Raw genomic sequence first — 20,332 nt, forward strand, 5'->3', positions numbered from 1 at the left:
TAATCAGCCGGAGTTTCAATCATCAATCAAAAAACGAACAGTTAATCAGACCGTCGTTAGCTATTAGTCACAAGTTTAAAATCAAAAGTCATAATGTTGTAGAACGTTATGACTTTTGATTTTTAAAAAATTGACTGTTTTATCCTAAATAGGTTTTTAGTATTTTGCTTCTTGAAGTGTGTTTTAATCTTCGGATTGCTTTTTCCTTGATTTGACGAACACGTTCTCGAGTCAGGTCGAAAGTTTCGCCAATTTCCTCTAAGGTCATTGGGTGTTGATCACCAAGACCAAAGTACAAACGAACTACATCAGCTTCTCTCGGAGTCAATGTTTCTAGAGAACGCTCGATTTCGGTACGCAATGATTCGTGGATTAATTCTCTGTCTGGATTTGGTGATTCGCCGGAACGTAAAACGTCATAAAGGTTAGAATCTTCTCCTTCCACTAGAGGTGCATCCATTGATAAGTGACGACCAGAGTTCTTCATAGACTCTTTTACGTCATTTACGGTCATATCAAGTTCTTTTGCAATTTCCTCAGCAGAAGGTGGACGCTCGTTAGATTGCTCTAATAAAGCATACATTTTGTTGATTTTATTGATAGAACCAATTTTGTTCAAAGGCAAACGAACGATACGAGATTGTTCAGCCAATGCTTGTAAGATAGATTGACGAATCCACCAAACGGCATACGAGATGAATTTAAAACCACGTGTTTCATCAAAACGTTGTGCTGCTTTTATCAATCCTAAATTTCCTTCGTTGATCAAATCGGGAAGGGTTAATCCTTGATTTTGGTATTGTTTGGCTACAGATACTACGAAACGTAAATTGGCTTTCGTCAATTTTTCTAATGCTTTCTGGTCGCCGGCTTTAATTTTTTGTGCTAATTCTACCTCTTCGTCTGCGGTAATAAGGTCAACTTTACCAATTTCTTGTAAATACTTGTCTAATGAAGCGGTTTCACGATTGGTTACCTGCTTGGTGATTTTTAGTTGTCTCATGTTTTTTTGTCTCCTAAATTTTAAGTGTACAAATGATTATACGTATGAAGTTGCCTAAAAGTTACAATTGTTTTAAAATAAATTTATATAAAACAAAAATCCCGTTTCAAATTCATGAAACGGGATTCCCTATAAATAAACCTTTAGTAAACTAAGATCTGATTACTCTTTTCTTTCCTCGCGAGGAGGTCTTGGTAAAAGTGCTTTTCTGGACACTTTTTCTTTTCTGGTTTTTGGATCCAGTCCAAGGTATTTCACCATAAAGACATCGCCCATGTTGACCACATCCGAAACGTTTTCAGTGCGTTCCCAAGCTAACTCGGATACGTGTAATAAAACTTCGTTTCCTGGAACAGCTGTGTATTCTACAACGGCACCAAAATCTAGCATTTTGATTACTTTCACTTCGTAAGCTTCGTTCATTTGTGGTTTGAAAGTGATGGACTCAATTTTAGCCAATACCGCTTCAATTCCGGCAGGATCTGTTCCTAGAATTTCAATAACTCCTTGCTCATTTACTTCATTGATAACGATAGTAGTTCCTGTAGATTTTTGTAATTCTTGAATCACTTTTCCACCAGGTCCAATCAATGCACCAATAAAGTTGCCAGGAATTGTTCTTGTGATGATTTTTGGAGCATACGCTTTTACATCTGCTTTTGGAGCAGCTAAAACTTCTATAATTTTTCCAAGAATATGCAAACGACCTTCACGAGCTTGAGCTAAAGCTTCTTCCATGATGTTGTACGCCAATCCTTCAATTTTTATGTCCATTTGACAAGCGGTAATTCCATCTGCGGTTCCGGTTACTTTAAAATCCATGTCTCCTAAGTGATCTTCATCACCAAGAATATCAGACAATACAGCGAATCGGCCTGTTTTTTCATCAGAAATTAATCCCATTGCAATCCCGGAAACGGGTTTGGTCATTTGAATCCCGGCATCCATAAGAGCTAATGTTCCGGCACAAACGGTTGCCATTGAAGATGAACCATTTGATTCTAATACTTCAGATACAATACGAATGGTATAAGGACAATCAGCAGGAATCATGTTTTTCAAAGCACGTTGTGCTAAGTTTCCGTGACCCACTTCTCTTCTTGAAGTTCCTCTTAATGGTTTTGCTTCACCAGTAGAAAAAGGAGGGAAGTTATAATGCAAGTAGAATTTTTCTTCGCCTTGTTGTGATGGAGAGTCAATTTGGTTTGCTTCTCTGGAAGTTCCTAAAGTAGCTGTTGCCAATGCTTGAGTTTCTCCTCTTGTAAATAAAGCAGATCCGTGAACTGAAGGTAAATAATCAACTTCAGCCCAAATTGGACGAATTTGATTTGTTTTTCTACCGTCCAGACGTGTGCCTAAATCAAGGGTTACATTACGAACGGCTTCTTTACTGGATTTAGCAAAATATTTTGAAACTAAATCACCGTTTTCAGCTAATTCTTCCTCAGTAAACAATGCTTTTACTGCTTCTTTTGCTTCCGCAAATTGAGCTGTTCTTTCGTGTTTTGCTGTTCCTTGTTTTGCAATTGCATAACATTTGTCATAAGCTGCAGCATTTACTTTTTCATAAATAGCCACATCTTCTCTTTCTTGATCGTAAGTTCGTACTTCTTTTTTACCAAAAGCAGCAACTAATCGTTCTTGAGCAGCAATTTGAATTTTGATTGCCTCGTGCGCAAATTTAATCGCTTCAACCATTTCGGCTTCTGAAATTTCTTTCATTTCACCTTCTACCATTGCGATAGATTCTTTTGAAGCGCCAATCATCATGTCAATATCAGACAATTCTAATTGAGTACGACTTGGGTTGATGATGAAATGACCGTCAACTCTGGCTACACGAACTTCAGAAATTAAAGTTGAAAAAGGAATATCAGATAAAGATAAAGCTGCCGAAGCGGCTAAACCGGCTAATGCATCTGGCATTACGTTTTCATCATGCGACATCAATTGAATCATCACTTGCGTTTCTGCATGATAATCTTTTGGGAAAAGAGGACGCAATACACGATCCACTAAACGCATGGTTAATATTTCATTATCACTTGGTCTTGCTTCTCTTTTAAAGAAACCACCTGGAAAACGCCCGGCGGCAGCAAATTTTTCACGATAATCTAATGTTAAGGGCAAGAAGTCAATTCCTGGGCTTGCTTTTCTGGCAGATACAACTGTTGCCAGCAACACTGCATTTCCCATTCGTACTTCTACGGCACCGTCAGCTTGTTTGGCTAATTTTCCGGTCTCGATTGAGATGCTTCTCCCATCTCCTAAATCGATAATTTCTCTTGAAACTTTTGGAATCATAATTGTATTTTCTTGATTAAACAATGGATTTTAGTTGTGTTGTAGTTATTTTGCGTAGTTAATGCTTAAAACCCAATGAAAAACGAAACTTTTTTATTTGCAAATACAAATTGGTACTTACCTTATAATGCGGTCTTAATTCTAATCCCTTTTGTGTCAGGATTATAAAATGAACTTTGGACGCGGAAATATAAAAACAAAAAGAGGCACTCTCGCGCCTCTTTACATATTGATTATTTTCTGATATTCAATACTTTGATAATTTCACGGTATCTGTTGATTTCTGTTTTCTTCAAATAATCCAACAAAGATCGTCTTTTACCTACTAGCAAGACTAATGAACGCTCTGTATTATAATCGTGACGATTTTTTTTCAAGTGCTCCGTTAAGTGGCTAATTCTGAAAGTGAACAAAGCAATTTGAGCTTCTGATTTTCCAGTGTTTGTTTTTTCTCCGTGTTTAGCGAAGATTTCTTCTTTAATCTCTTTAGTTAAATACATTCCAATATTTGTTTAATGATTTTTATGTATGCCTTACAGCTATTGTAAGACGGGTGCAAAAGTAAAAAATAATTATGAATTATGAATTATGAATTATGAATTATTTTAAATCTTAATACAATTTTGCAATTTCCTCATTCACAAAGGCTAAGAACTTTTCGTCTTCTTTTGTAAATGGATCTATGACATGGCTGTCAATATCAATTTGTCCTATGTTTTCTCCGTTTACAAAAAGGGGTACAACGATTTCTGATTTCACGGTAAAACTACAAGCAATATAATTATCTTGCGCTGCAACGTCAGGAACTACAAAGTTTTCGTTTGAAACAGCCACTTGTCCGCAAATTCCTTTTCCAAAAGGGATTACCGTATGGTCTGTTGCTGCTCCCACATAGGGTCCTAAGTGTAATGTTTTAGACTCGTGATTTGCAAAATAAAATCCTACCCAATTATAATAGGCAACAGAGTTACTAAGCAGCTCACAAATAGACAATAGTTTTTCGTCTCTTGACAACGTTGTATTTAATGTGATTTCGGTTACTTTTGGTTGTAGTTCTTGAAATGTCATGTTTTTTTATTTTTATTTGTACAAAAGTATTTAAAGCCAGTTTTAAAAATTACATAAATTTGTTAAAAAAATAGATTTTGAAAAAATATTTTATTCTCTACAAGCCTTTTTTGATTTTTCTAGGTACTTTTTTTTTAACTTATATAGTGCTGACTTTTTTGTATCAGCGTTTTCTTAATGGTTTTGAAGAAAATCAAATAGATTCTGTTACCAGAATGGTAAGTGAAAATACAGAGCAAGTGCTGCAGTTATTTAATGATGAATCTTCAATTGAAGAGAGCACTGCATCTCCTTATATGAAGTTGTTTTATAACCAGAAATATGTAGCCCGAATTGTAGAAGGATGTAATGCAATTAGCGTAATTATTTTGTTTATTTCATTTGTCGTGGCCTTTTCTGGAAAACTACTAACGACGCTGCTTTTTATCTTTGGCGGAAGTCTGTTTATTTATGTATTGAATGTTTTGAGAATAGCTGTTTTAAGCGCACTTATTTTTTATTTTCCAAAACAGGAACCCTTCTTGCACGGAGTTCTTTTTCCTTTGTACATTTATAGTTTAGTTTTTGTATTGTGGTTAATTTGGGTTCGTAAATTTTCAAGATATGCTTCAAAAGATTCTTAATAACAAAGTTCGTGTACTGCAATTCCTTTTTTTTGTTGTATTGCTGGTGCTTGTTCGTGCTTTTGAAAATCAGTTGTTTTATGATCCTTTTCTGGATTTCTTCAAGAAAGATTTTGCGAAGTTACCGTTGCCAAGTTTCAATGCAGTCCAATTATTTTATGGGCTATTGTTTCGTTATACATTAAATACCGCTATTTCATTGGGGATTATTTATGTGCTTTTTAAAGAAATAATGATGGTGAAATTCGCCTTTGTGCTGTATTATTTTCTTTTTATGATTTTAATGGTTGCTTTTTTCTACATCATCTATTTTATTTGGGGAAACCACAATTGGATATTGTTTTATATCCGTCGGTTTCTAATTCAGCCTATTTTTTTATTATTGTTTGTTCCTGGATTTTATTATCAGAAACAAAATAAGTAGTCTTTTTTGTTTGTCTTCAATGTCGATTTAAGTGTCTGTAAATCAAATTTCTATTGCTATTAAAATAGTGAAACATTCTGACTATATAGCCTAATTTAATTCGGATAAACTTAAAAAATCACTGATCAAATCTGGTGCTAGCATTATGGCGGTTGACGCAATTTTACAGGCTATAAAAAAGCAGATGTATGAGGGTATTTCTACAAAATAAATCTACAAAATGGCTTTTTCATTATTGAAGAAAAAGCTGATTTTCATGTCACACGTTATAATTTAAGAGAAACAATTGGACTCTTAAGTACTGCAGTTTTTTTTTGAAAAATATATAGGACGAATTTTTTCGCGTAGCATTATAAATCAATAAATAATTTGACCTTACAAGGTAAATGTGTCTCGCATGAAATAGATGTGCTGGTCAAAAAAACGAAACGATCGCTATGGTCGAATGTAAGTATCATACGGGTCGAGAGGTTGCTACGGATGTGAAAGTTCCGAGGTATATTCGGTCTCGTTTTAAATCCTTTTGGATAGCGTTAAAATTCAGGAAGAAGACAGAATCTCCAAGATCCCATATATTATTGATACTTCAATGGGAATCACTGCACTGAATATTTTTTCTACTAATAAAAAATGGCACAAGTTACCGCTAGGAGAATGTGCTGAAATGAGTAAAATGTTTTCATTAGTTCCGGATTATAAGGAAGCCATGGAGGGGATTTGTAATAATTACAGTGGGGTATCACGCCGAAGGAACACGAGAAAGAAAATTGATGCAAGGGGCAAAAGGAATTAATATTCGCGGGTAATATTATCCGGTAAAAGCAAAAATTCAGAAAATAAAAGGGTTGTCAGCGCATGGAGAAAATCAGCCACTGGATGAACTCTGTATCAAAGTCCAGGAAAAATATAGTTTTGAATGTAAAGTTCCTTTGATGGGACACGAACTTGAATTGTAGATTTTAACTTGAATTTAGCTTTTGGAGTTTGATTAAATCACTACTTTTGCATGATGAAATTCAAAGGACTGGTTAGTGTTCTTCTTGCTTTTTTCCTATTGGTTTCCAATGTAGGAGTAGCATTTAATCTGCGTTATTGCGGAAATGAAATTTCGTCTATTACTCTTAAAACTCCTGTTCAAGATCAAAAATTAGAAAAAAAATGTTGTAATGTTGTTGAAAAAAAATCAAATTGTTGCGAAGACAAAGAGGTTAATTTTCAAAAGAAGACTGATAAATTAGTCCAAAAAACAGTTTCTGCCGATACAGATTTTACATTTTCAATAAAAGAATGGAATCCTTATGTCTTTTCATTTATTTCAAATTTTCAAAACAGCCAATTTACGTCGTATTGTTTCGATACAAATGCGCCACTTTTTTTTAAATTATACCACCAATATATTTTCTACGCGTAGCTTTTAATGTTTTAGTAGAACTTGAATCACACTTTAGTGATTTTACATTATTCTAACATTAAAAATCAATCATGCAAAAACAAATTTCAATATTTTTATTGTTTCTTTTATGTGCTTTTAATTCTTATTCGCAAGATACTTTGCAAGAGATAAAAATACAAGGCAGCAGCAAAAGTTTAAAAAAATCGTACAAACTAACAACTAATACTACAACACTGACAAGCAAAGAATTACTGAAAGCCGCTTGTTGCAATCTGGCAGAAAGTTTCGAAACAAATCCTTCAATTGATGTTAATTTTTCGGATGCTTTGACGGGAACGAAACAAATAAAAATGCTAGGATTGACGAGTCCTTACTTGATGATTACCGAGGAAAATATTCCTTCGGTACGTGGTGCTTCTCAAGCCTATGGGTTGTCATTTACACCAGGAACTTGGGTAGAAAGTATCCAAATTACCAAAGGTGCAGGAAGTGTTGTCAATGGCTTCGAAAGTATTTCGGGACAAATTAATACCGAATTAATAAAACCAATCAGCGATATTCCATTTTTTCTAAATGTCTATGGTTCGACAGATTCTCGATTTGAATTAAATACACATTTCAATACTAAAATTTCTGATAAATGGAGCAGTAGTTTATTTGTACACGGAAATACCAGAGTTGCAAAAAACGATATGAATGACGATGGCTTTCTTGATAATCCATTAGCAAAACAAATCAATGTTTTAAATCGTTGGCAATATACCAATGCCAAAAAAGGGTGGGTTAGTTTCATCAATTTCCGATATATGAATGATCAAAAACAAACAGGAGAATTAAATTTTGATCCGGATAGAGACAGGGGAACGACAAATTATTGGGGTTCCGAAATCAATACGGAACGTTTTGATGTTTCCGCTAAATTAGGCTATGTTTTTCCTGACATGCCATATCAAAGTATTGGTTTTCAGAATGCCTTTAACAGTCACGATCAAAACTCTTATTTTGGACTAAATCAATATAATATTGAACAAAAAAGTTATTATTCGAACCTGATTTTCAATTCGATTATTAATAATACAATGCATAAATTTTCTACAGGTCTAAACTTTACCTATGATAAATACGGTGAGTTTGTCAATGTGAATGATTACAGCAGAATTGATAACTCAGTAGGTGCTTTTTTTGAATATACGTATGATAATACGGAGAATTTTAGCGTAGTTCTAGGCGGCAGAATAGATAATCACAATCGTTTAGGGACTTTTGCTACGCCAAGATTACATGTGCGATACAATCCTTGGGAGAAAGGTGTTTTGCGATTTTCAGCAGGTAGAGGGAAACGAAGTGCTAATGTTTTTGCTGAAAACCAACAGCTTTTAGCTAGTTCAAGAACTTTTGAATTTTTAGATACCAAAGGAAAAATATACGGTTTAAATCCTGAAATTGCATGGAATTATGGATTGAGTTTTATGCAGGGTTTTTTGTTTTTTGGCAAAAGTGCTGATGTTGGTTTTGATTTCTACAGAACTGATTTTCAGAACCAAGCAATTGTTGATATAATGCAAAGTCCGCAACAGGTTTTGTTTTATAACTTGAACGGAAAATCGTATGCGAATAGTTTGCAAGTAGAATTTAATTATGAACCAATAAAGCGTTTTAATTTGAGAACAGCCTACAAATACTATGATGTTCAAACGGATTATTTATCAGGAACCTATCAAAGACCACTACAGGCAAAACATCGTTTCTTTGGAAATTTAGGATTTGAAACGCAAATATTAGAAGAAGGAAAACAATGGAAGTTTGATTATACGCTTAACTGGCTCGGAAAACAACAATTACCCAATACGTCAATCAATCCTGAAGTTGACAGGCTGCCTGAATTTTCACCTTCATTTTCTGTGATGAATATACAGGTTACACGATCTTTTTCTCCAACTTTCGAAATCTATATTGGCGGAGAAAACATTGGTAATTACAAGCAGGACAATGTTATCTTGGGTAATGAAAATCCATTTGGACCTACTTTTGACGCGTCAATAGTTTATGGTCCAGTTTTTGGACAAATGTATTATGCGGGTTTACGTTTTAAAATTAAATAGGTTAAAAAAAATTAAATGATGAAAAATATAACACTAGTAATGTTACTGATTTTTGTTGGGTTTACGGTTCAGGCTCAAGAAGGGAAAAGCAAAAATGCTAAGGTTGAATTTCATGTGAGCGGGAATTGTGACATGTGCAAAAAGAGAATTGAAAAAGTGGCATTTAGTGTTTCTGGTGTGAAATCTGCCGAATGGCATATGGATTGTGGTACTTTATATCTGATTATAAACGAACAAAAAACGAATGTTCCAACAATTCAAAAAGCGATTGCGAAAGTAGGTCACGACACAGAGGGAGCCAGGGCTTTAAAGGAAGATTATGACAGTCTTCATGCTTGTTGTCAATATGAACGAAAATAATTTTAAAGAAACGCCAAAGTGAAAACTTTGGTTTTTTTAATGCCATACTTTAATTTTTTTTGAGTAAAAATTGTAGTTGTTAACTATGAAAAACGGTTATACACATAACTAAAATCAGGATTTTTATAAACAACTTTTGGCTGTAAATAATGTAACGATAATTCTGCTACTTTAAATAGTTAATAAAACTTTAAAATAGTATCATAAATTGTGGTTGAGATATATTATCCGTACTTTCACGCACGAATAATTTTAGCATAAAACACCGTAGAATGAACGATTTTGATTGGAAGAATTTAATTGACCCACTTTTTTATATTCATTTTGATGTTAATGGAATTAAATTGGGTATTTATATAGTTTTATTTATTGTTTTTGCGGAGACGGGTCTTTTTGCAGGTTTTTTTCTGCCAGGAGATAGTTTATTGTTTTTGGCAGGAATTTACAGTCGCGAATTGATAGAGAATATTTTAGTTATCAATAACGATTTTCTAAATGTGGTTCTCTTATCCACACTTGTCGCATTGTCAGGAATTTTAGGAAACGTAGTAGGCTACTGGTTTGGTTCTAAAAGCGGGTATTATCTATACAACAAGGAAGATAGTTTTTGGTTTAAGAAAAAGTACTTGGTTCAATCAAAAGATTTTTTTGAAAAATACGGAGGTAAGGCAATTATTTTTGCTCGATTTCTTCCAATATTGAGGACTTTTGCACCAATAGTTGCCGGAATCGTTTCAATGGATAAGAAGAAGTTTATGTTTTATAATATTTTAAGTTCTTTTATTTGGTCGTTCACCCTAATTTTTGCCGGACATTATTTATATGGTTTTTTACTTGAGAATTATCAGATTGATCTAAAGGAGCATATCGAATTAATTGTATTGATTTTAGTAGGGATTACTGTTTTGCCGGTAATTTATAAGTTTAGCAAAAAAGCTAAAGTTCAAGAATAAACAAATTATAACTCATAAAAAAACCGTCCCAATTTTTTATCGGGACGGTTTTTTATTTGAAAAGAATTGAGATTACATCATCCCTGGCATGCCGCCACCCATTGGGTTTCCACCACCATTATCTTCTTTAATATCAATCAAAGCACACTCAGTAGTCAATATCATTCCGGCAACTGAAGCTGCATTCTCTAAAGCTACACGAGTTACTTTTTTAGGATCAATAATTCCTGCTTTAAGCATGTCGACATATTCGTCTGTTTTTGCGTTATAACCAAAATCACCACTACCTTCAGCGACTTTTGCAACAACTACAGACCCTTCAAGACCTGCGTTTTCAACAATAGTTCTCAATGGAGACTCCACTGCACGAGATACAATTTGAATTCCGGTTGCTTCGTCAGCATTATCTGCTTTAATAGCACTAAGTGCATTTTTAGCTCTCAGTAAAGCAACTCCACCACCAGCAACAATTCCTTCTTCAACTGCAGCACGAGTAGCGTGAAGTGCGTCATCTACTCTGTCTTTTTTCTCTTTCATTTCTACTTCAGATGCAGCACCTACATAAAGTACAGCAACTCCACCAGCTAATTTAGCCAAACGTTCTTGCAACTTTTCTTTGTCATAATCAGAAGTGGTAGCTTCCATTTGACCTTTGATTTGGTTGACACGATTTTTGATCATATCCGCATCACCTGCACCACTTACAATTGTAGTATTATCTTTATCGATAGTCACTTTCTTAGCAGTACCTAACATTTCGATAGTTGTGTTTTCTAAAGTGTATCCTCTTTCTTCTGAAATTACAGTTCCACCAGTTAAAATAGCGATGTCTTCTAACATAGCTTTTCTTCGGTCTCCAAAACCAGGCGCTTTTACAGCGGCGATTTTCAAGGCTCCACGTAATTTATTTACCACTAGTGTAGACAATGCTTCCCCATCTACGTCTTCAGCAATAATCAATAATGGTTTCCCAGATTGTGCTACAGGCTCAAGAACCGGTAATAATTCTTTTAAAGAAGAAACTTTTTTGTCATATAAAAGGATGTATGGATTTTCTAGTTCTACCTCCATTTTTTCTGAATTGGTAACAAAATAAGGAGAAAGATATCCTCTGTCAAACTGCATGCCCTCAACAACATCAACATACGTATCTGTTCCTTTAGCTTCTTCAACAGTAATAACACCTTCTTTTCCCACTTTTGCGAAAGCAGCAGCGATTAACTCCCCAATTACTTCGTCATTGTTAGCAGAAATTGAAGCGATTTGTTTGATTTTTTCAGAATCCGTACCTACTACTTTGGCTTGTTTAGCCAAATCAGCAACAATAGCGTCAACTGCTTTGTCTATCCCGCGTTTCAAATCCATAGGATTGGCTCCGGCAGCAACATTTTTCAATCCTTCTTTTACGATCGCTTGTGCCAAAACGGTTGCAGTTGTAGTTCCGTCTCCGGCTAAATCATTCGTTTTAGAGGCTACTTCTTTTACCATTTGTGCGCCCATATTTTCTAGTGGGTCTTTCAATTCAATCTCTTTTGCTACAGTTACACCATCTTTAGTAACGGTTGGTCCGCCAAAAGCTTTTCCAATAATAACATTACGACCTTTTGGCCCTAGCGTTACTTTTACTGCATTTGCCAATGCATCAACACCACGTTTTAATCCGTCACGTGCTTCTATATCAAATTTTATATCTTTTGCCATTTTAAATTTTGTTTAATGTTTATTTGAAGGGACAAGTCACGATTTGTCCGTACTTTAATTTAGATAACTGCAAGAATATCGTCTTCACGCATGATCAAATAATCTTTTCCTTCTAGTTTCAATTCAGTACCAGCATATTTTCCGTACAAAACAGAATCACCAATTTTCACTGTCATAGTGTGGTCTTTTGTTCCGTTTCCTACAGCAACAACAGTTCCTTTTTGTGGTTTTTCTTTGGCAGTATCAGGGATGAAGATTCCTGACGCCGTTTTTGTTTCAGCAGCAACGGGCTCGATAAGGACTCTGTCTGAAAGAGGTTTAATGTTTAAATCCATGATTTTATATTTTTTAGTATTCAATATTAATTAATAAAGATGAAGATTTCAGAAATTGTGCCATCTTAATCAAACTGACACATTTTCTTATAAAAAATGCCAGCTTTGACAGGCTGGCATTTAGAATATGTAGAAGTGATTTATTTTACTGGATTTGTAGCTGCTGGTGTGTTTTGAGCAGGTACTGCTACAGGAGTAGTTGTGTTTGGTGCAGCGGTTCCCATATTGTCAATGATTTTAGAATCAGTATCACTTAATGTTCCTGTAAAGCTCAAGCTTGAAAGTAATATAAGTGCGATTAATATAGTTGCTAATGTCCAAGTGCTTTTGTCTAAAAAGTCAGTTGTTTTTTGTACCCCGCCTAACATTTGAGAACCACCTATTGTAGAGGATAATCCACCACCTTTAGGGTTTTGAACCATGATTACTACGATTAATAGAAAACAAACTATAGTTATTAAAACTAAAAAAATTGAAAATGTGCTCATTGTTTAATTATTATTATGTTGTAAAATCTTAATATCCGTTATGCGGTCTGCAAAGAAACTACTTTTTTCTGGATATTTCAAAATTAATATTTCATAAGCTTGTATCGCTTTTTGATATTTTTTTTGTTCCAAGTAAACTCGGGCTAAAGTCTCGGTCATCAAGTACGAGTTATCTGGTGCATTTAGGTCTAAGGATACTGAGGAAGCAGCGCCGTGTTTTACAGGAGAAATCTTTGGACTTGTTTCTATAAATTTATTGATTAAGTCTAATTTTTTTCTTTTCTCCTCGTCCATTGGAGCAGCCGGTTTTTTAGAATCCTCATTCTCTCTTTCTATAGGTTCTGTACGAGAGAGCTGTAGCCATTCTTGGAAGGAATGTTGTTCTTTTGCCGAAAAATCCAACGGTTTTCCAAGATCCATTTTTTCTGCTATTGGTATAGAATTCGTTTGGATTGGGGCGGTTGGAGAAGCTTCCTTTATTGAGGTAAGAATGGATTGTTCTAAAGGATTTAATTTGGGTTCTTTTTTTTCTTGAAACGAAATAATTTCACTTTCAATTACCGGAATGTCAAGGATTTCAAGTGCTTTTTTAGTAAAGAGACTTTTGTGAATTGAAGTAAAAACATCGGAGGTAATAAAGTCAAATAAAATGGATCTGTCCGTTGTATAAGCAGCCGTTATTTTTAAAGCACCATTGTATTTATAACTGTTCTCATTGTACAGGCCTTTTAGGTGAAGTGCTCTGGCGCTCTGAAAATAAGGAAATTCGTTTAATACTTTTTCCAAAGCTTCTGTTTGCTTTTGATGTACAACATCAGGTTTGTTAATCAAATAAGTATAATCAGTTACATTCATTTTTCAAGTGTTCGATGTTCAGTAATCAATGTTCAACAATCAGGCTTCAAGTTTTAGTATATTGCACTGAATACTAAAAACTGCCAACTGGATATTTCTTTATTTACCATTTAGCCAGAGATTCATTAAATATATCTTGTGTTATTCTTTCAAAAATATCTTTTAAAGCAGCATTCAAGGTTGCGCCTGTCAATTGTTGTTGTGCAGGATAATCAAAGAAAAAAGTAAATGGTTTTTCAAAATCATCTGTTTCTTTTTTCTTATTGGTAAAACGAACATTCACACGAATTGTCAAACGGTTTTGAGAAGCTTGCTGGTCTGCCGTTGCTGTCATAGGGCTAATTCTGTAATCAACAATTTCTCCTTCATAGGTTAAATCTGCACCATTTTGTACCAAGTTTAAATTGGTTTGATTCTGAATCAAATCTTGAAGTTCTAGTGTAAATGTCCGGTCAATTCCGGGTTCAATTAATTCAGCATTATTCTGAAAAAAGCCCACTTGAAATGTTTCAGCATCAATTTTCCCCGTCCCTGTAAAGTTGTAAACCGAGCAGCTGTTGATGCTTATTATAAGTACGGAGAGAAGTATACGTTTTAGATATTTCATTTTATTTTTTAAAAATTGCTTCGTCGGTTCGCCAATATTCGGGTCAAATATATTCATTTTCAATTAAACACCTTCTATTTTTCGGGCTACATTACAAATCAAATTGTTTGATTTTCCGGTATAAAGTTCTTTCGGAAATTCCCAACTCATCTGCGGCGGCTTTTCGTTTTCCTTTATTTTTTTCTAATGATTTCTTAATCATTTCTATCTCCTTTTGTTCCAGACGCAAGGTTTCCTCTTCTTCGACAGTTTCGGCAAAAAGATAAGTATCATCCCTTTCTTGATAAGCGTTGTCATTGTTTTTTACAGCTATTAAAGTTGCTCTTGGTTCTTCTTCAAAATCAATTTCACTATCATTTTCCTTAGATCCATATATTTTCTTGATCAAGTTTTGATTCGTTTCCTGGACTTTAGAAACGCCATTCTGGATGAGTTCTAAGGTTAGTTTTTTTAAATCATTTAGATCGCTTTTCATATCAAAAAGTACTTTGTATAAAATTTCTCTTTCGGTACTAAAATCACTTTCGTTTTTTTGGTCTTTAATAACGGAAGGTAAATTGTTTCCTTGTACGGGTAAATAGGATTGTAATGTCACTGCGGATATCTCTCTGTTGGTTTCTAAAACGGATATTTGTTCCGCTACATTTCGCAATTGTCGGATGTTTCCGCTCCAACGAAATTTTTGCAATAATTGCACAGCACTTTCATCCAGTTTCAAAGGAGGCATTTTATATTTATGGGCAAAATCAGCGACGAATTTCCTAAACAATAAGTGAATATCCTCTTTTCGATCGCGTAAAGGGGGCAAAGTAATATCCACTGTACTTAAACGATAATAGAGGTCTTCACGGAATTTCCCTTTTTCGATAGCATCAAATAAATTGACATTTGTGGCCGCCACAATTCTGACATTTGTTTTTTGTACTTGTGAAGAACCTACTTTTATAAATTCACCATTTTCAAGAACACGCAACAAACGCACTTGGGTGGTCAAGGGTAATTCGCCCACTTCATCCAGAAAAATAGTTCCTCCGTCAGCCACTTCAAAATAACCTTCGCGAGTTCCTGTTGCTCCGGTAAAAGCGCCTTTTTCATGCCCAAAAAGCTCACTGTCAATGGTTCCTTCTGGAATGGCGCCACAGTTTACAGCTATGTATTTTCCGTGCTTTCTGTGCGAAAGCGAATGAATAATTTTGGGAATATTCTCTTTTCCAACCCCGCTTTCTCCGGCTACCAATACGGTAATGTCAGTAGGAGCAACTTGAATGGCTTTTTCTATCGCACGATTAAGCTTCGGGTCATTCCCGATAATCTCAAATCGTTGTTTTATGTTTTGAACTGATTCCATATTGTCATTGCGAGGCACGAAGCAATCTCATTTATAATTACTTAAACTCTTTTATTTCTAATGAATTAAAAATTAGCCACTAATTTTATTAATTCATTTCACTCAAACCAACCGCTTTCCCTTTCAAAGTGCCGCTTGTACAACTTTCAACTTTAACCAAAACAAAATCCCCAATTTTATAATTCTCCTTTGGGAAAACTACGGTAGTACTTTGTGAATTTCTGCCGGAAAACTCCTCAGTCGATTTTTTCGAAACTTTTTCTACTAAAACTTCTACGGTTTGTCCAATGAATTCTTCACTGCGGAACCAAGCATGTTTTTGTTGTAAATCGACAATTTCCTGCAGTCTTCTTGCTTTTGTTTCATCGGTAACATCATCTTCCATTTTTCTTCCAGCCAAAGTTCCCGGACGTTCGGAATACGAATACATATAACCAAAATTATATTTCACATATTCCATTAAACTCAAGGTGTCTTTATGGTCTTGTTCGGTTTCTGTAGGGAAACCAGCAATCATATCCTGTGAAATGGAACCATTTGGAATAATAGTCCTGATTTTGTCAATCAAAGTAATGTACTCTTCACGTGTGTGCAAACGGTTCATTTCTTTAAGAATTCTATTGCTTCCAGATTGGACAGGCAAGTGAATGTGTTTGCAAATATTAGGATGTTTTGCAATCACGTGCAGCACACTTTCATGCATATCCTGCGGATTAGAGGTTGAAAATCGAATGCGCATTTTAGGAAAACCTACGGCTACCATTTCAAGGAGTTGGTCAAAGTCTACAGCAGTTGCTTTTTGCATTTCGGTAGCGTTTTCAAAATCTTTTTTTAATCCGCCGCCGTACCAAAGAAAACTATCCACATTTTGTCCCAAAAGCGTAATTTCCTTAAAACCTTTGTCCCACAAATCCTGAATTTCCTTCATGATACTTTGTGGTTCACGGCTGCGTTCGCGTCCTCGGGTAAAAGGTACCACGCAAAACGTACACATATTATCGCAACCACGGGTGATAGAAACCAAAGCTGTGATTCCGTTGCTCATCAAACGGACAGGCGAAATATCACCATAAGTTTCATCCTTCGATAAAATCACGTTAATCGCATCACGTCCTTCTTCTACTTCTTGCAAAAGGTTCGGCAAATCTTTATAGGCATCAGGACCTACAACGAGGTCCACAATTTTTTCTTCTTCCAGAAACTGACTTTTCAAACGCTCGGCCATACAGCCCAAAACACCCACTTTCATCTTTGGATTAATGCGTTTTACGGCATTGTATTTCTCCAGACGTTTGCGAATTGTTTGCTCTGCTTTATCCCGAATAGAACAGGTATTCACCAAAACTAAATCGGCTTCTTCCAGAATTTGCGTCGTATTATATCCGTTTGAGGATAATATAGAAGCTACAATTTCACTATCCGAAAAATTCATTGCGCAACCGTAACTCTCAATAAAAAGTTTCTTCGTGTTCTCGGGTTTATTTTCTAAAACAAGACTTTCTCCCTGCTTGCTTTCTTCTATTATCTTTTCCATTGCATATTTTCAAAGTGCAAAGATAACGCAATTGAAATAAATATGACAAGATGTCAGATTAAGAATTAACACTATTTTGGGTTTTAATTTTGGAATAACGAAAACGTTCTTTTGTTTCTAAAAGAACGTTTTCGTTATCAAACCAGGTGTTGTTGTTGTAATTAGAACAATACCACACCCAATTGAATTCGGGCAATTTTAAGGGCTGGATTCCACATGGCTACTGCGGAAACAGGAAGTTTGTAATTTAGAATGTGAATGTTTTTATACGCCCTGATTCCGGTATTTACAATATCAAAATTACTGTTGGGATCATTTGTATATAAATGGGATTCTCCGTTTAAGGCAAATCCGGCTCCTAAATAGGCCTCTAAAGTGATTTTTTGATTTTTCAATAACGGATATCCTAATTCAACATAGGTGGAATATCTGTTTTTATAATCGAGGTTATTCATTAATTCACGATCATTACCGTAAAGCAGAAAATCAGCTTCTATCCGCAAAGGAAATCGGTCAGGAAATTGATAGGATGTTCTTAAGTCAAGAATGTGCGTGGTTGTTTTTCGATCGTAATTAAAAACGGCAGGGTTTTCAATATTTGTAGTATTGAATAGGTCCCATAAGGCGATTGAAAAACCATTTTTTTTGTATTGAATGTAATAATCAATTTCTTTGTACTCGCCATCAAACCCATTCCCGCCCCAAAGACCCACGGTTAGATTTCGTTTTTTGTCCAAAGCATAATGAATGTTTCCCATGGCAGTCATGCTTCCGTTGATAACCAGTCCTCTCCAGAGGTGGCTCGTTTTTAATTCTACATCAAAATCTAGTCGGTTCGTTTTTGTGTTTGCTACAGCTGCTGGAATGGTATCGGCAACAGGAGTTTCTTGGGCATATCCAGCTAGCCCTATAATAGAGATTATAGTGGTAAAAAATAATTTTCGCATGATTTTACTTTTAAAAAAGAAGGTTAGAGAAGTAACATATATAAGGTTGCGGCCAAACAGGAACCTATTATAGGGCCAACGATAGGAACCCAGGCATATCTCCAATCGCTGCTGCCTTTTATGGGTAAAATAGCGTGCATGATTCGAGGTCCCAAATCTCTTGCAGGATTTATAGCATACCCTGTGGTTCCTCCCAAGGATAATCCTATAGCCCAAACTAAAATAGCGACCGGTAAAGCGCCAACAGTTCCAAGTCCAATTGCAGCGCCAGTATCAGAACTCATGATCAGTTCTGGACCGGCAATATAGAATATCACGAAAATTAATACAAAAGTGGCGATGATTTCACTCATTAAATTGGAGGAGTAATTCCGAATCGCGGGTCCTGTGCAAAAACAAGCAAGTTTTCCGCCTTCATCTTCTGTGGCTGCAAAATGATCTTTATGGGAAAGCCAAACTAAAAAGGCTCCTAGCATAGCTCCAATGAATTGAGCCAAGATGTAGGAAGCAACCTGTGACCAGGCAAATTTTCCTATGAGTGCCAAGCCTAAGGTGACAATAGGATTTAAATGCGCACCGCTAATCGGACCGGCAACAGCAACGCCTACAAAAACGGCAAAACCCCATGCTGTACTGATGACAATCCATCCGGAATTATTTCCTTTGGTTCCTTTAAGAACTACATTGGCAACTACGCCATTACCTAATAAAATCATTAGCATGGTACCGAGAATTTCTGCAATAAATGGAGTCATAATGTATGGTTTTAATGATTAATTTTCTATCCAGTTTCCAGCTCGGCCTACCGCTTTATCCCAGTTTTTTACCAATTCAGTGACAGTGTATCTGGGCATTTCGGGTGAAAATTCACGGTCTATTGTCCATTGTTTTTGTAATTCATCTACGCTGTCCCAATATCCAATAGCTAAACCGGCTAAATAAGCTGCTCCTAGGGCTGTTGTTTCTAATGTCTTTGAGCGAATCACTTTGAAATTAAAAAGATCCGATTGAAATTGCATCAATAAATTATTTGCAACTGCTCCGCCATCCACTCGTAGTTCTGTTCCTTTTTTTTCAAAATCGGCCTCCATGGCTTTTGCTAAATCATAGACTTGATACGCTATTCCTTCAAGAGTTGCTCTCGCAATGTGCGCGTTTGTGGTTCCTCTGGTTATCCCAACTATGGCTCCTCGAGCGTATTGGTCCCAGTAAGGAGCTCCTAGACCTGTTAATGCGGGAACAAAATACACACCTCCGTTGTCCGGAACGCTGGCTGCTAGTTCTTCAATTTCATGGGCAGCATCAATCATTTTAGCACCATCTCTTAGCCATTGTACGGCCGCACCACCCACAAAAACACTGCCTTCCAATGCATAAGTTGTTTTTCCGTTAATTTTCCAGGCTATGGTTGTTAATAAATTATTTTTAGAATAAACGGGCTTTTCGCCAGTATTCATTAGCATAAAACAACCGGTTCCGTACGTGTTTTTTACCATTCCGGGATTGATACACAACTGTCCAAAAAGAGCTGCTTGTTGGTCTCCTGCAACGCCTGCTATAGGGATTTTTGTAGAAAACAGCGTGGTTGAGGTTACTCCATAGACCTCACTACTTTGTTTTATTTCTGGCAATATCGATTGCGGGATATCGAATAAATTTAATAATTCCTGGTCCCATTCTAAAGTATGAATGTTTAACATCATCGTACGACTAGCATTAGAAACATCAGTCATGAACATTTTACCTCGGGTCAATTTCCAAATAAGCCAAGTGTCGACAGTTCCAAAACACAATTTTCCTTGTTCTGCTTTTTCACGAGCCCCTTCCACATTATCTAAAATCCATTTTAATTTTGTGGCAGAAAAATAAGCGTCTAAAACCAATCCTGTTTTTTCTTTGATCATATCTCCGTGCCCTTGAGCTTTCAATGCGTCACAATATTTTGCAGTTCTCCGGTCTTGCCAAACAATGGCATTATAAATTGGAATACTGGTTTCTCTATCCCAAACAATTGTGGTTTCTCTTTGATTGGTGATGCCAATGGCGGCGATTTCTTTTCCTGAGATTCCTACTTTTGCAATAACTTCAGCGGTTACGCTCATTTGTGAGGACCAGATTTCGTTTGGATCGTGTTCTACCCATCCTGGTTTTGGGAAAATTTGTTCAAAAGATTTTTGAGACACGTTGACAATTTCTCCATCGTGGTTGAAGACAATTGCCCTGGAGGAGGTAGTTCCTTGGTCAAGGGCAAGAATTAGTTTGTTTTTCATTTTGGGTGTTTTTATGT

At 35.7% G+C, this 20,332-nt stretch carries 21 protein-coding genes; 7 read left to right on the plus strand and 14 right to left on the minus strand.

Features of this window, described 5'->3' with window-relative positions:
• Positions 1–139 precede the first annotated feature (139 nt).
• From EKM05_RS09030 to EKM05_RS09045, 4 genes are all read right to left on the minus strand, one after another.
• On the minus strand, positions 140–1,003 hold the full coding sequence (locus tag EKM05_RS09030; protein ID WP_007137700.1) for an RNA polymerase sigma factor RpoD/SigA: 864 nt from the start codon (positions 1,001–1,003) through the stop codon (positions 140–142).
• A 162-nt stretch (positions 1,004–1,165) separates the two neighbouring features.
• On the minus strand, positions 1,166–3,307 hold the full coding sequence (locus EKM05_RS09035) for a polyribonucleotide nucleotidyltransferase (RefSeq protein ID WP_126452801.1): 2,142 nt from the start codon (positions 3,305–3,307) through the stop codon (positions 1,166–1,168).
• A 233-nt stretch (positions 3,308–3,540) separates the two neighbouring features.
• Positions 3,541–3,807 (minus strand): 30S ribosomal protein S15, encoded by a 267-nt coding sequence (gene rpsO / locus EKM05_RS09040; RefSeq protein WP_066079886.1) that lies wholly within the window; start codon positions 3,805–3,807, stop codon positions 3,541–3,543.
• A 112-nt stretch (positions 3,808–3,919) separates the two neighbouring features.
• Complete coding sequence (locus EKM05_RS09045; protein WP_126461863.1) at positions 3,920–4,375, minus strand: GAF domain-containing protein; 456 nt, start codon at positions 4,373–4,375, stop codon at positions 3,920–3,922.
• Between the two features lie 77 nt (positions 4,376–4,452).
• Here EKM05_RS09045 and xrtF point away from each other — a divergent pair, with 77 nt between their 5' ends.
• The 7 genes from xrtF to EKM05_RS09080 all read left to right on the plus strand — a co-directional run bounded on the left by xrtF (position 4,453) and on the right by EKM05_RS09080 (position 10,230).
• Complete coding sequence (gene xrtF, locus EKM05_RS09050; RefSeq protein ID WP_126461866.1) at positions 4,453–4,998, plus strand: exosortase family protein XrtF; 546 nt, start codon at positions 4,453–4,455, stop codon at positions 4,996–4,998.
• Positions 4,979–5,422, plus strand: a complete 444-nt coding sequence (locus tag EKM05_RS09055; protein WP_126461877.1) for an exosortase F system-associated protein — start codon at positions 4,979–4,981, stop codon at positions 5,420–5,422. Before xrtF ends, EKM05_RS09055 begins: the two co-directional genes overlap by 20 nt.
• 523 nt (positions 5,423–5,945) lie before the next feature.
• Positions 5,946–6,215, plus strand: a complete 270-nt coding sequence (locus EKM05_RS09060; protein ID WP_126554718.1) for a hypothetical protein — start codon at positions 5,946–5,948, stop codon at positions 6,213–6,215.
• A gap of 213 nt (positions 6,216–6,428) precedes the next feature.
• On the plus strand, positions 6,429–6,833 hold the full coding sequence (locus EKM05_RS09065) for a hypothetical protein (RefSeq protein ID WP_126554720.1): 405 nt from the start codon (positions 6,429–6,431) through the stop codon (positions 6,831–6,833).
• Between the two features lie 71 nt (positions 6,834–6,904).
• On the plus strand, positions 6,905–8,917 hold the full coding sequence (locus EKM05_RS09070; protein ID WP_126554722.1) for a TonB-dependent siderophore receptor: 2,013 nt from the start codon (positions 6,905–6,907) through the stop codon (positions 8,915–8,917).
• A gap of 15 nt (positions 8,918–8,932) precedes the next feature.
• Positions 8,933–9,277 carry a heavy-metal-associated domain-containing protein gene (locus tag EKM05_RS09075; RefSeq protein ID WP_199734634.1) on the plus strand — a complete coding sequence of 115 codons (345 nt, stop codon included), beginning with the start codon at positions 8,933–8,935 and terminating at the stop codon, positions 9,275–9,277.
• A 272-nt stretch (positions 9,278–9,549) separates the two neighbouring features.
• Complete coding sequence (locus EKM05_RS09080) at positions 9,550–10,230, plus strand: DedA family protein (protein WP_126461885.1); 681 nt, start codon at positions 9,550–9,552, stop codon at positions 10,228–10,230.
• 72 nt (positions 10,231–10,302) lie between these two features.
• On the opposite strand, the gene groL is transcribed toward EKM05_RS09080, so the two are convergent.
• The 10 genes from groL to glpK all read right to left on the minus strand — a co-directional run bounded on the left by groL (position 10,303) and on the right by glpK (position 20,315).
• Complete coding sequence (groL, locus tag EKM05_RS09085) at positions 10,303–11,931, minus strand: chaperonin GroEL (RefSeq protein WP_126452813.1); 1,629 nt, start codon at positions 11,929–11,931, stop codon at positions 10,303–10,305.
• Positions 11,932–11,990: 59 nt separating this feature from the next.
• The gene (gene groES / locus EKM05_RS09090; protein WP_126554724.1) at positions 11,991–12,266 is read right to left on the minus strand and encodes a co-chaperone GroES; all 276 of its coding nucleotides are present in this window, start codon (positions 12,264–12,266) and stop codon (positions 11,991–11,993) included.
• Between the two features lie 140 nt (positions 12,267–12,406).
• Positions 12,407–12,754 (minus strand): preprotein translocase subunit SecG, encoded by a 348-nt coding sequence (gene secG / locus EKM05_RS09095; protein WP_126554726.1) that lies wholly within the window; start codon positions 12,752–12,754, stop codon positions 12,407–12,409.
• Positions 12,755–12,757: 3 nt separating this feature from the next.
• Positions 12,758–13,609, minus strand: a complete 852-nt coding sequence (locus EKM05_RS09100; RefSeq protein ID WP_126554728.1) for a tetratricopeptide repeat protein — start codon at positions 13,607–13,609, stop codon at positions 12,758–12,760.
• Between the two features lie 103 nt (positions 13,610–13,712).
• A complete protein-coding gene (locus tag EKM05_RS09105; RefSeq protein ID WP_126461894.1) occupies positions 13,713–14,216 on the minus strand; it encodes an LptE family protein in 504 nt (167 codons plus the stop codon).
• Positions 14,217–14,307: 91 nt separating this feature from the next.
• A complete protein-coding gene (locus EKM05_RS09110) occupies positions 14,308–15,564 on the minus strand; it encodes a sigma-54-dependent Fis family transcriptional regulator (RefSeq protein ID WP_126452823.1) in 1,257 nt (418 codons plus the stop codon).
• Positions 15,565–15,652: 88 nt separating this feature from the next.
• On the minus strand, positions 15,653–17,098 hold the full coding sequence (gene miaB, locus EKM05_RS09115; protein ID WP_126554730.1) for a tRNA (N6-isopentenyl adenosine(37)-C2)-methylthiotransferase MiaB: 1,446 nt from the start codon (positions 17,096–17,098) through the stop codon (positions 15,653–15,655).
• 161 nt (positions 17,099–17,259) lie between these two features.
• Positions 17,260–18,045 carry a hypothetical protein gene (locus tag EKM05_RS09120; RefSeq protein WP_126461903.1) on the minus strand — a complete coding sequence of 262 codons (786 nt, stop codon included), beginning with the start codon at positions 18,043–18,045 and terminating at the stop codon, positions 17,260–17,262.
• A gap of 23 nt (positions 18,046–18,068) precedes the next feature.
• A complete protein-coding gene (locus tag EKM05_RS09125; protein WP_126554732.1) occupies positions 18,069–18,800 on the minus strand; it encodes an MIP/aquaporin family protein in 732 nt (243 codons plus the stop codon).
• Between the two features lie 18 nt (positions 18,801–18,818).
• Positions 18,819–20,315 (minus strand): glycerol kinase GlpK, encoded by a 1,497-nt coding sequence (gene glpK / locus EKM05_RS09130; protein ID WP_126554734.1) that lies wholly within the window; start codon positions 20,313–20,315, stop codon positions 18,819–18,821.
• Positions 20,316–20,332: the final 17 nt, after the last annotated feature.

It is taken from the genome of Flavobacterium sp. GSP27 (assembly GCF_003970395.1).
Taxonomy (GTDB): domain Bacteria; phylum Bacteroidota; class Bacteroidia; order Flavobacteriales; family Flavobacteriaceae; genus Flavobacterium.

Bases quoted from the DNA above. Each gene is read 5' to 3' on its own strand.
- EKM05_RS09030 (WP_007137700.1), bottom strand. From the start codon at position 1,003: ATGAGACAACTAAAAATCACCAAGCAGGTAACCAATCGTGAAACCGCT.
- EKM05_RS09035 (WP_126452801.1), bottom strand. From the start codon at position 3,307: ATGATTCCAAAAGTTTCAAGAGAAATTATCGATTTAGGAGATGGGAGA.
- rpsO (WP_066079886.1), bottom strand. From the start codon at position 3,807: ATGTATTTAACTAAAGAGATTAAAGAAGAAATCTTCGCTAAACACGGA.
- EKM05_RS09045 (WP_126461863.1), bottom strand. From the start codon at position 4,375: ATGACATTTCAAGAACTACAACCAAAAGTAACCGAAATCACATTAAAT.
- EKM05_RS09055 (WP_126461877.1), top strand. From the start codon at position 4,979: ATGCTTCAAAAGATTCTTAATAACAAAGTTCGTGTACTGCAATTCCTT.
- EKM05_RS09065 (WP_126554720.1), top strand. From the start codon at position 6,429: ATGATGAAATTCAAAGGACTGGTTAGTGTTCTTCTTGCTTTTTTCCTA.
- EKM05_RS09070 (WP_126554722.1), top strand. From the start codon at position 6,905: ATGCAAAAACAAATTTCAATATTTTTATTGTTTCTTTTATGTGCTTTT.
- EKM05_RS09075 (WP_199734634.1), top strand. From the start codon at position 8,933: ATGATGAAAAATATAACACTAGTAATGTTACTGATTTTTGTTGGGTTT.
- EKM05_RS09080 (WP_126461885.1), top strand. From the start codon at position 9,550: ATGAACGATTTTGATTGGAAGAATTTAATTGACCCACTTTTTTATATT.
- groL (WP_126452813.1), bottom strand. From the start codon at position 11,931: ATGGCAAAAGATATAAAATTTGATATAGAAGCACGTGACGGATTAAAA.
- groES (WP_126554724.1), bottom strand. From the start codon at position 12,266: ATGGATTTAAACATTAAACCTCTTTCAGACAGAGTCCTTATCGAGCCC.
- secG (WP_126554726.1), bottom strand. From the start codon at position 12,754: ATGAGCACATTTTCAATTTTTTTAGTTTTAATAACTATAGTTTGTTTT.
- EKM05_RS09100 (WP_126554728.1), bottom strand. From the start codon at position 13,609: ATGAATGTAACTGATTATACTTATTTGATTAACAAACCTGATGTTGTA.
- EKM05_RS09105 (WP_126461894.1), bottom strand. From the start codon at position 14,216: ATGAAATATCTAAAACGTATACTTCTCTCCGTACTTATAATAAGCATC.
- EKM05_RS09110 (WP_126452823.1), bottom strand. From the start codon at position 15,564: ATGGAATCAGTTCAAAACATAAAACAACGATTTGAGATTATCGGGAAT.
- miaB (WP_126554730.1), bottom strand. From the start codon at position 17,098: ATGGAAAAGATAATAGAAGAAAGCAAGCAGGGAGAAAGTCTTGTTTTA.
- EKM05_RS09120 (WP_126461903.1), bottom strand. From the start codon at position 18,045: ATGCGAAAATTATTTTTTACCACTATAATCTCTATTATAGGGCTAGCT.
- EKM05_RS09125 (WP_126554732.1), bottom strand. From the start codon at position 18,800: ATGACTCCATTTATTGCAGAAATTCTCGGTACCATGCTAATGATTTTA.
- glpK (WP_126554734.1), bottom strand. From the start codon at position 20,315: ATGAAAAACAAACTAATTCTTGCCCTTGACCAAGGAACTACCTCCTCC.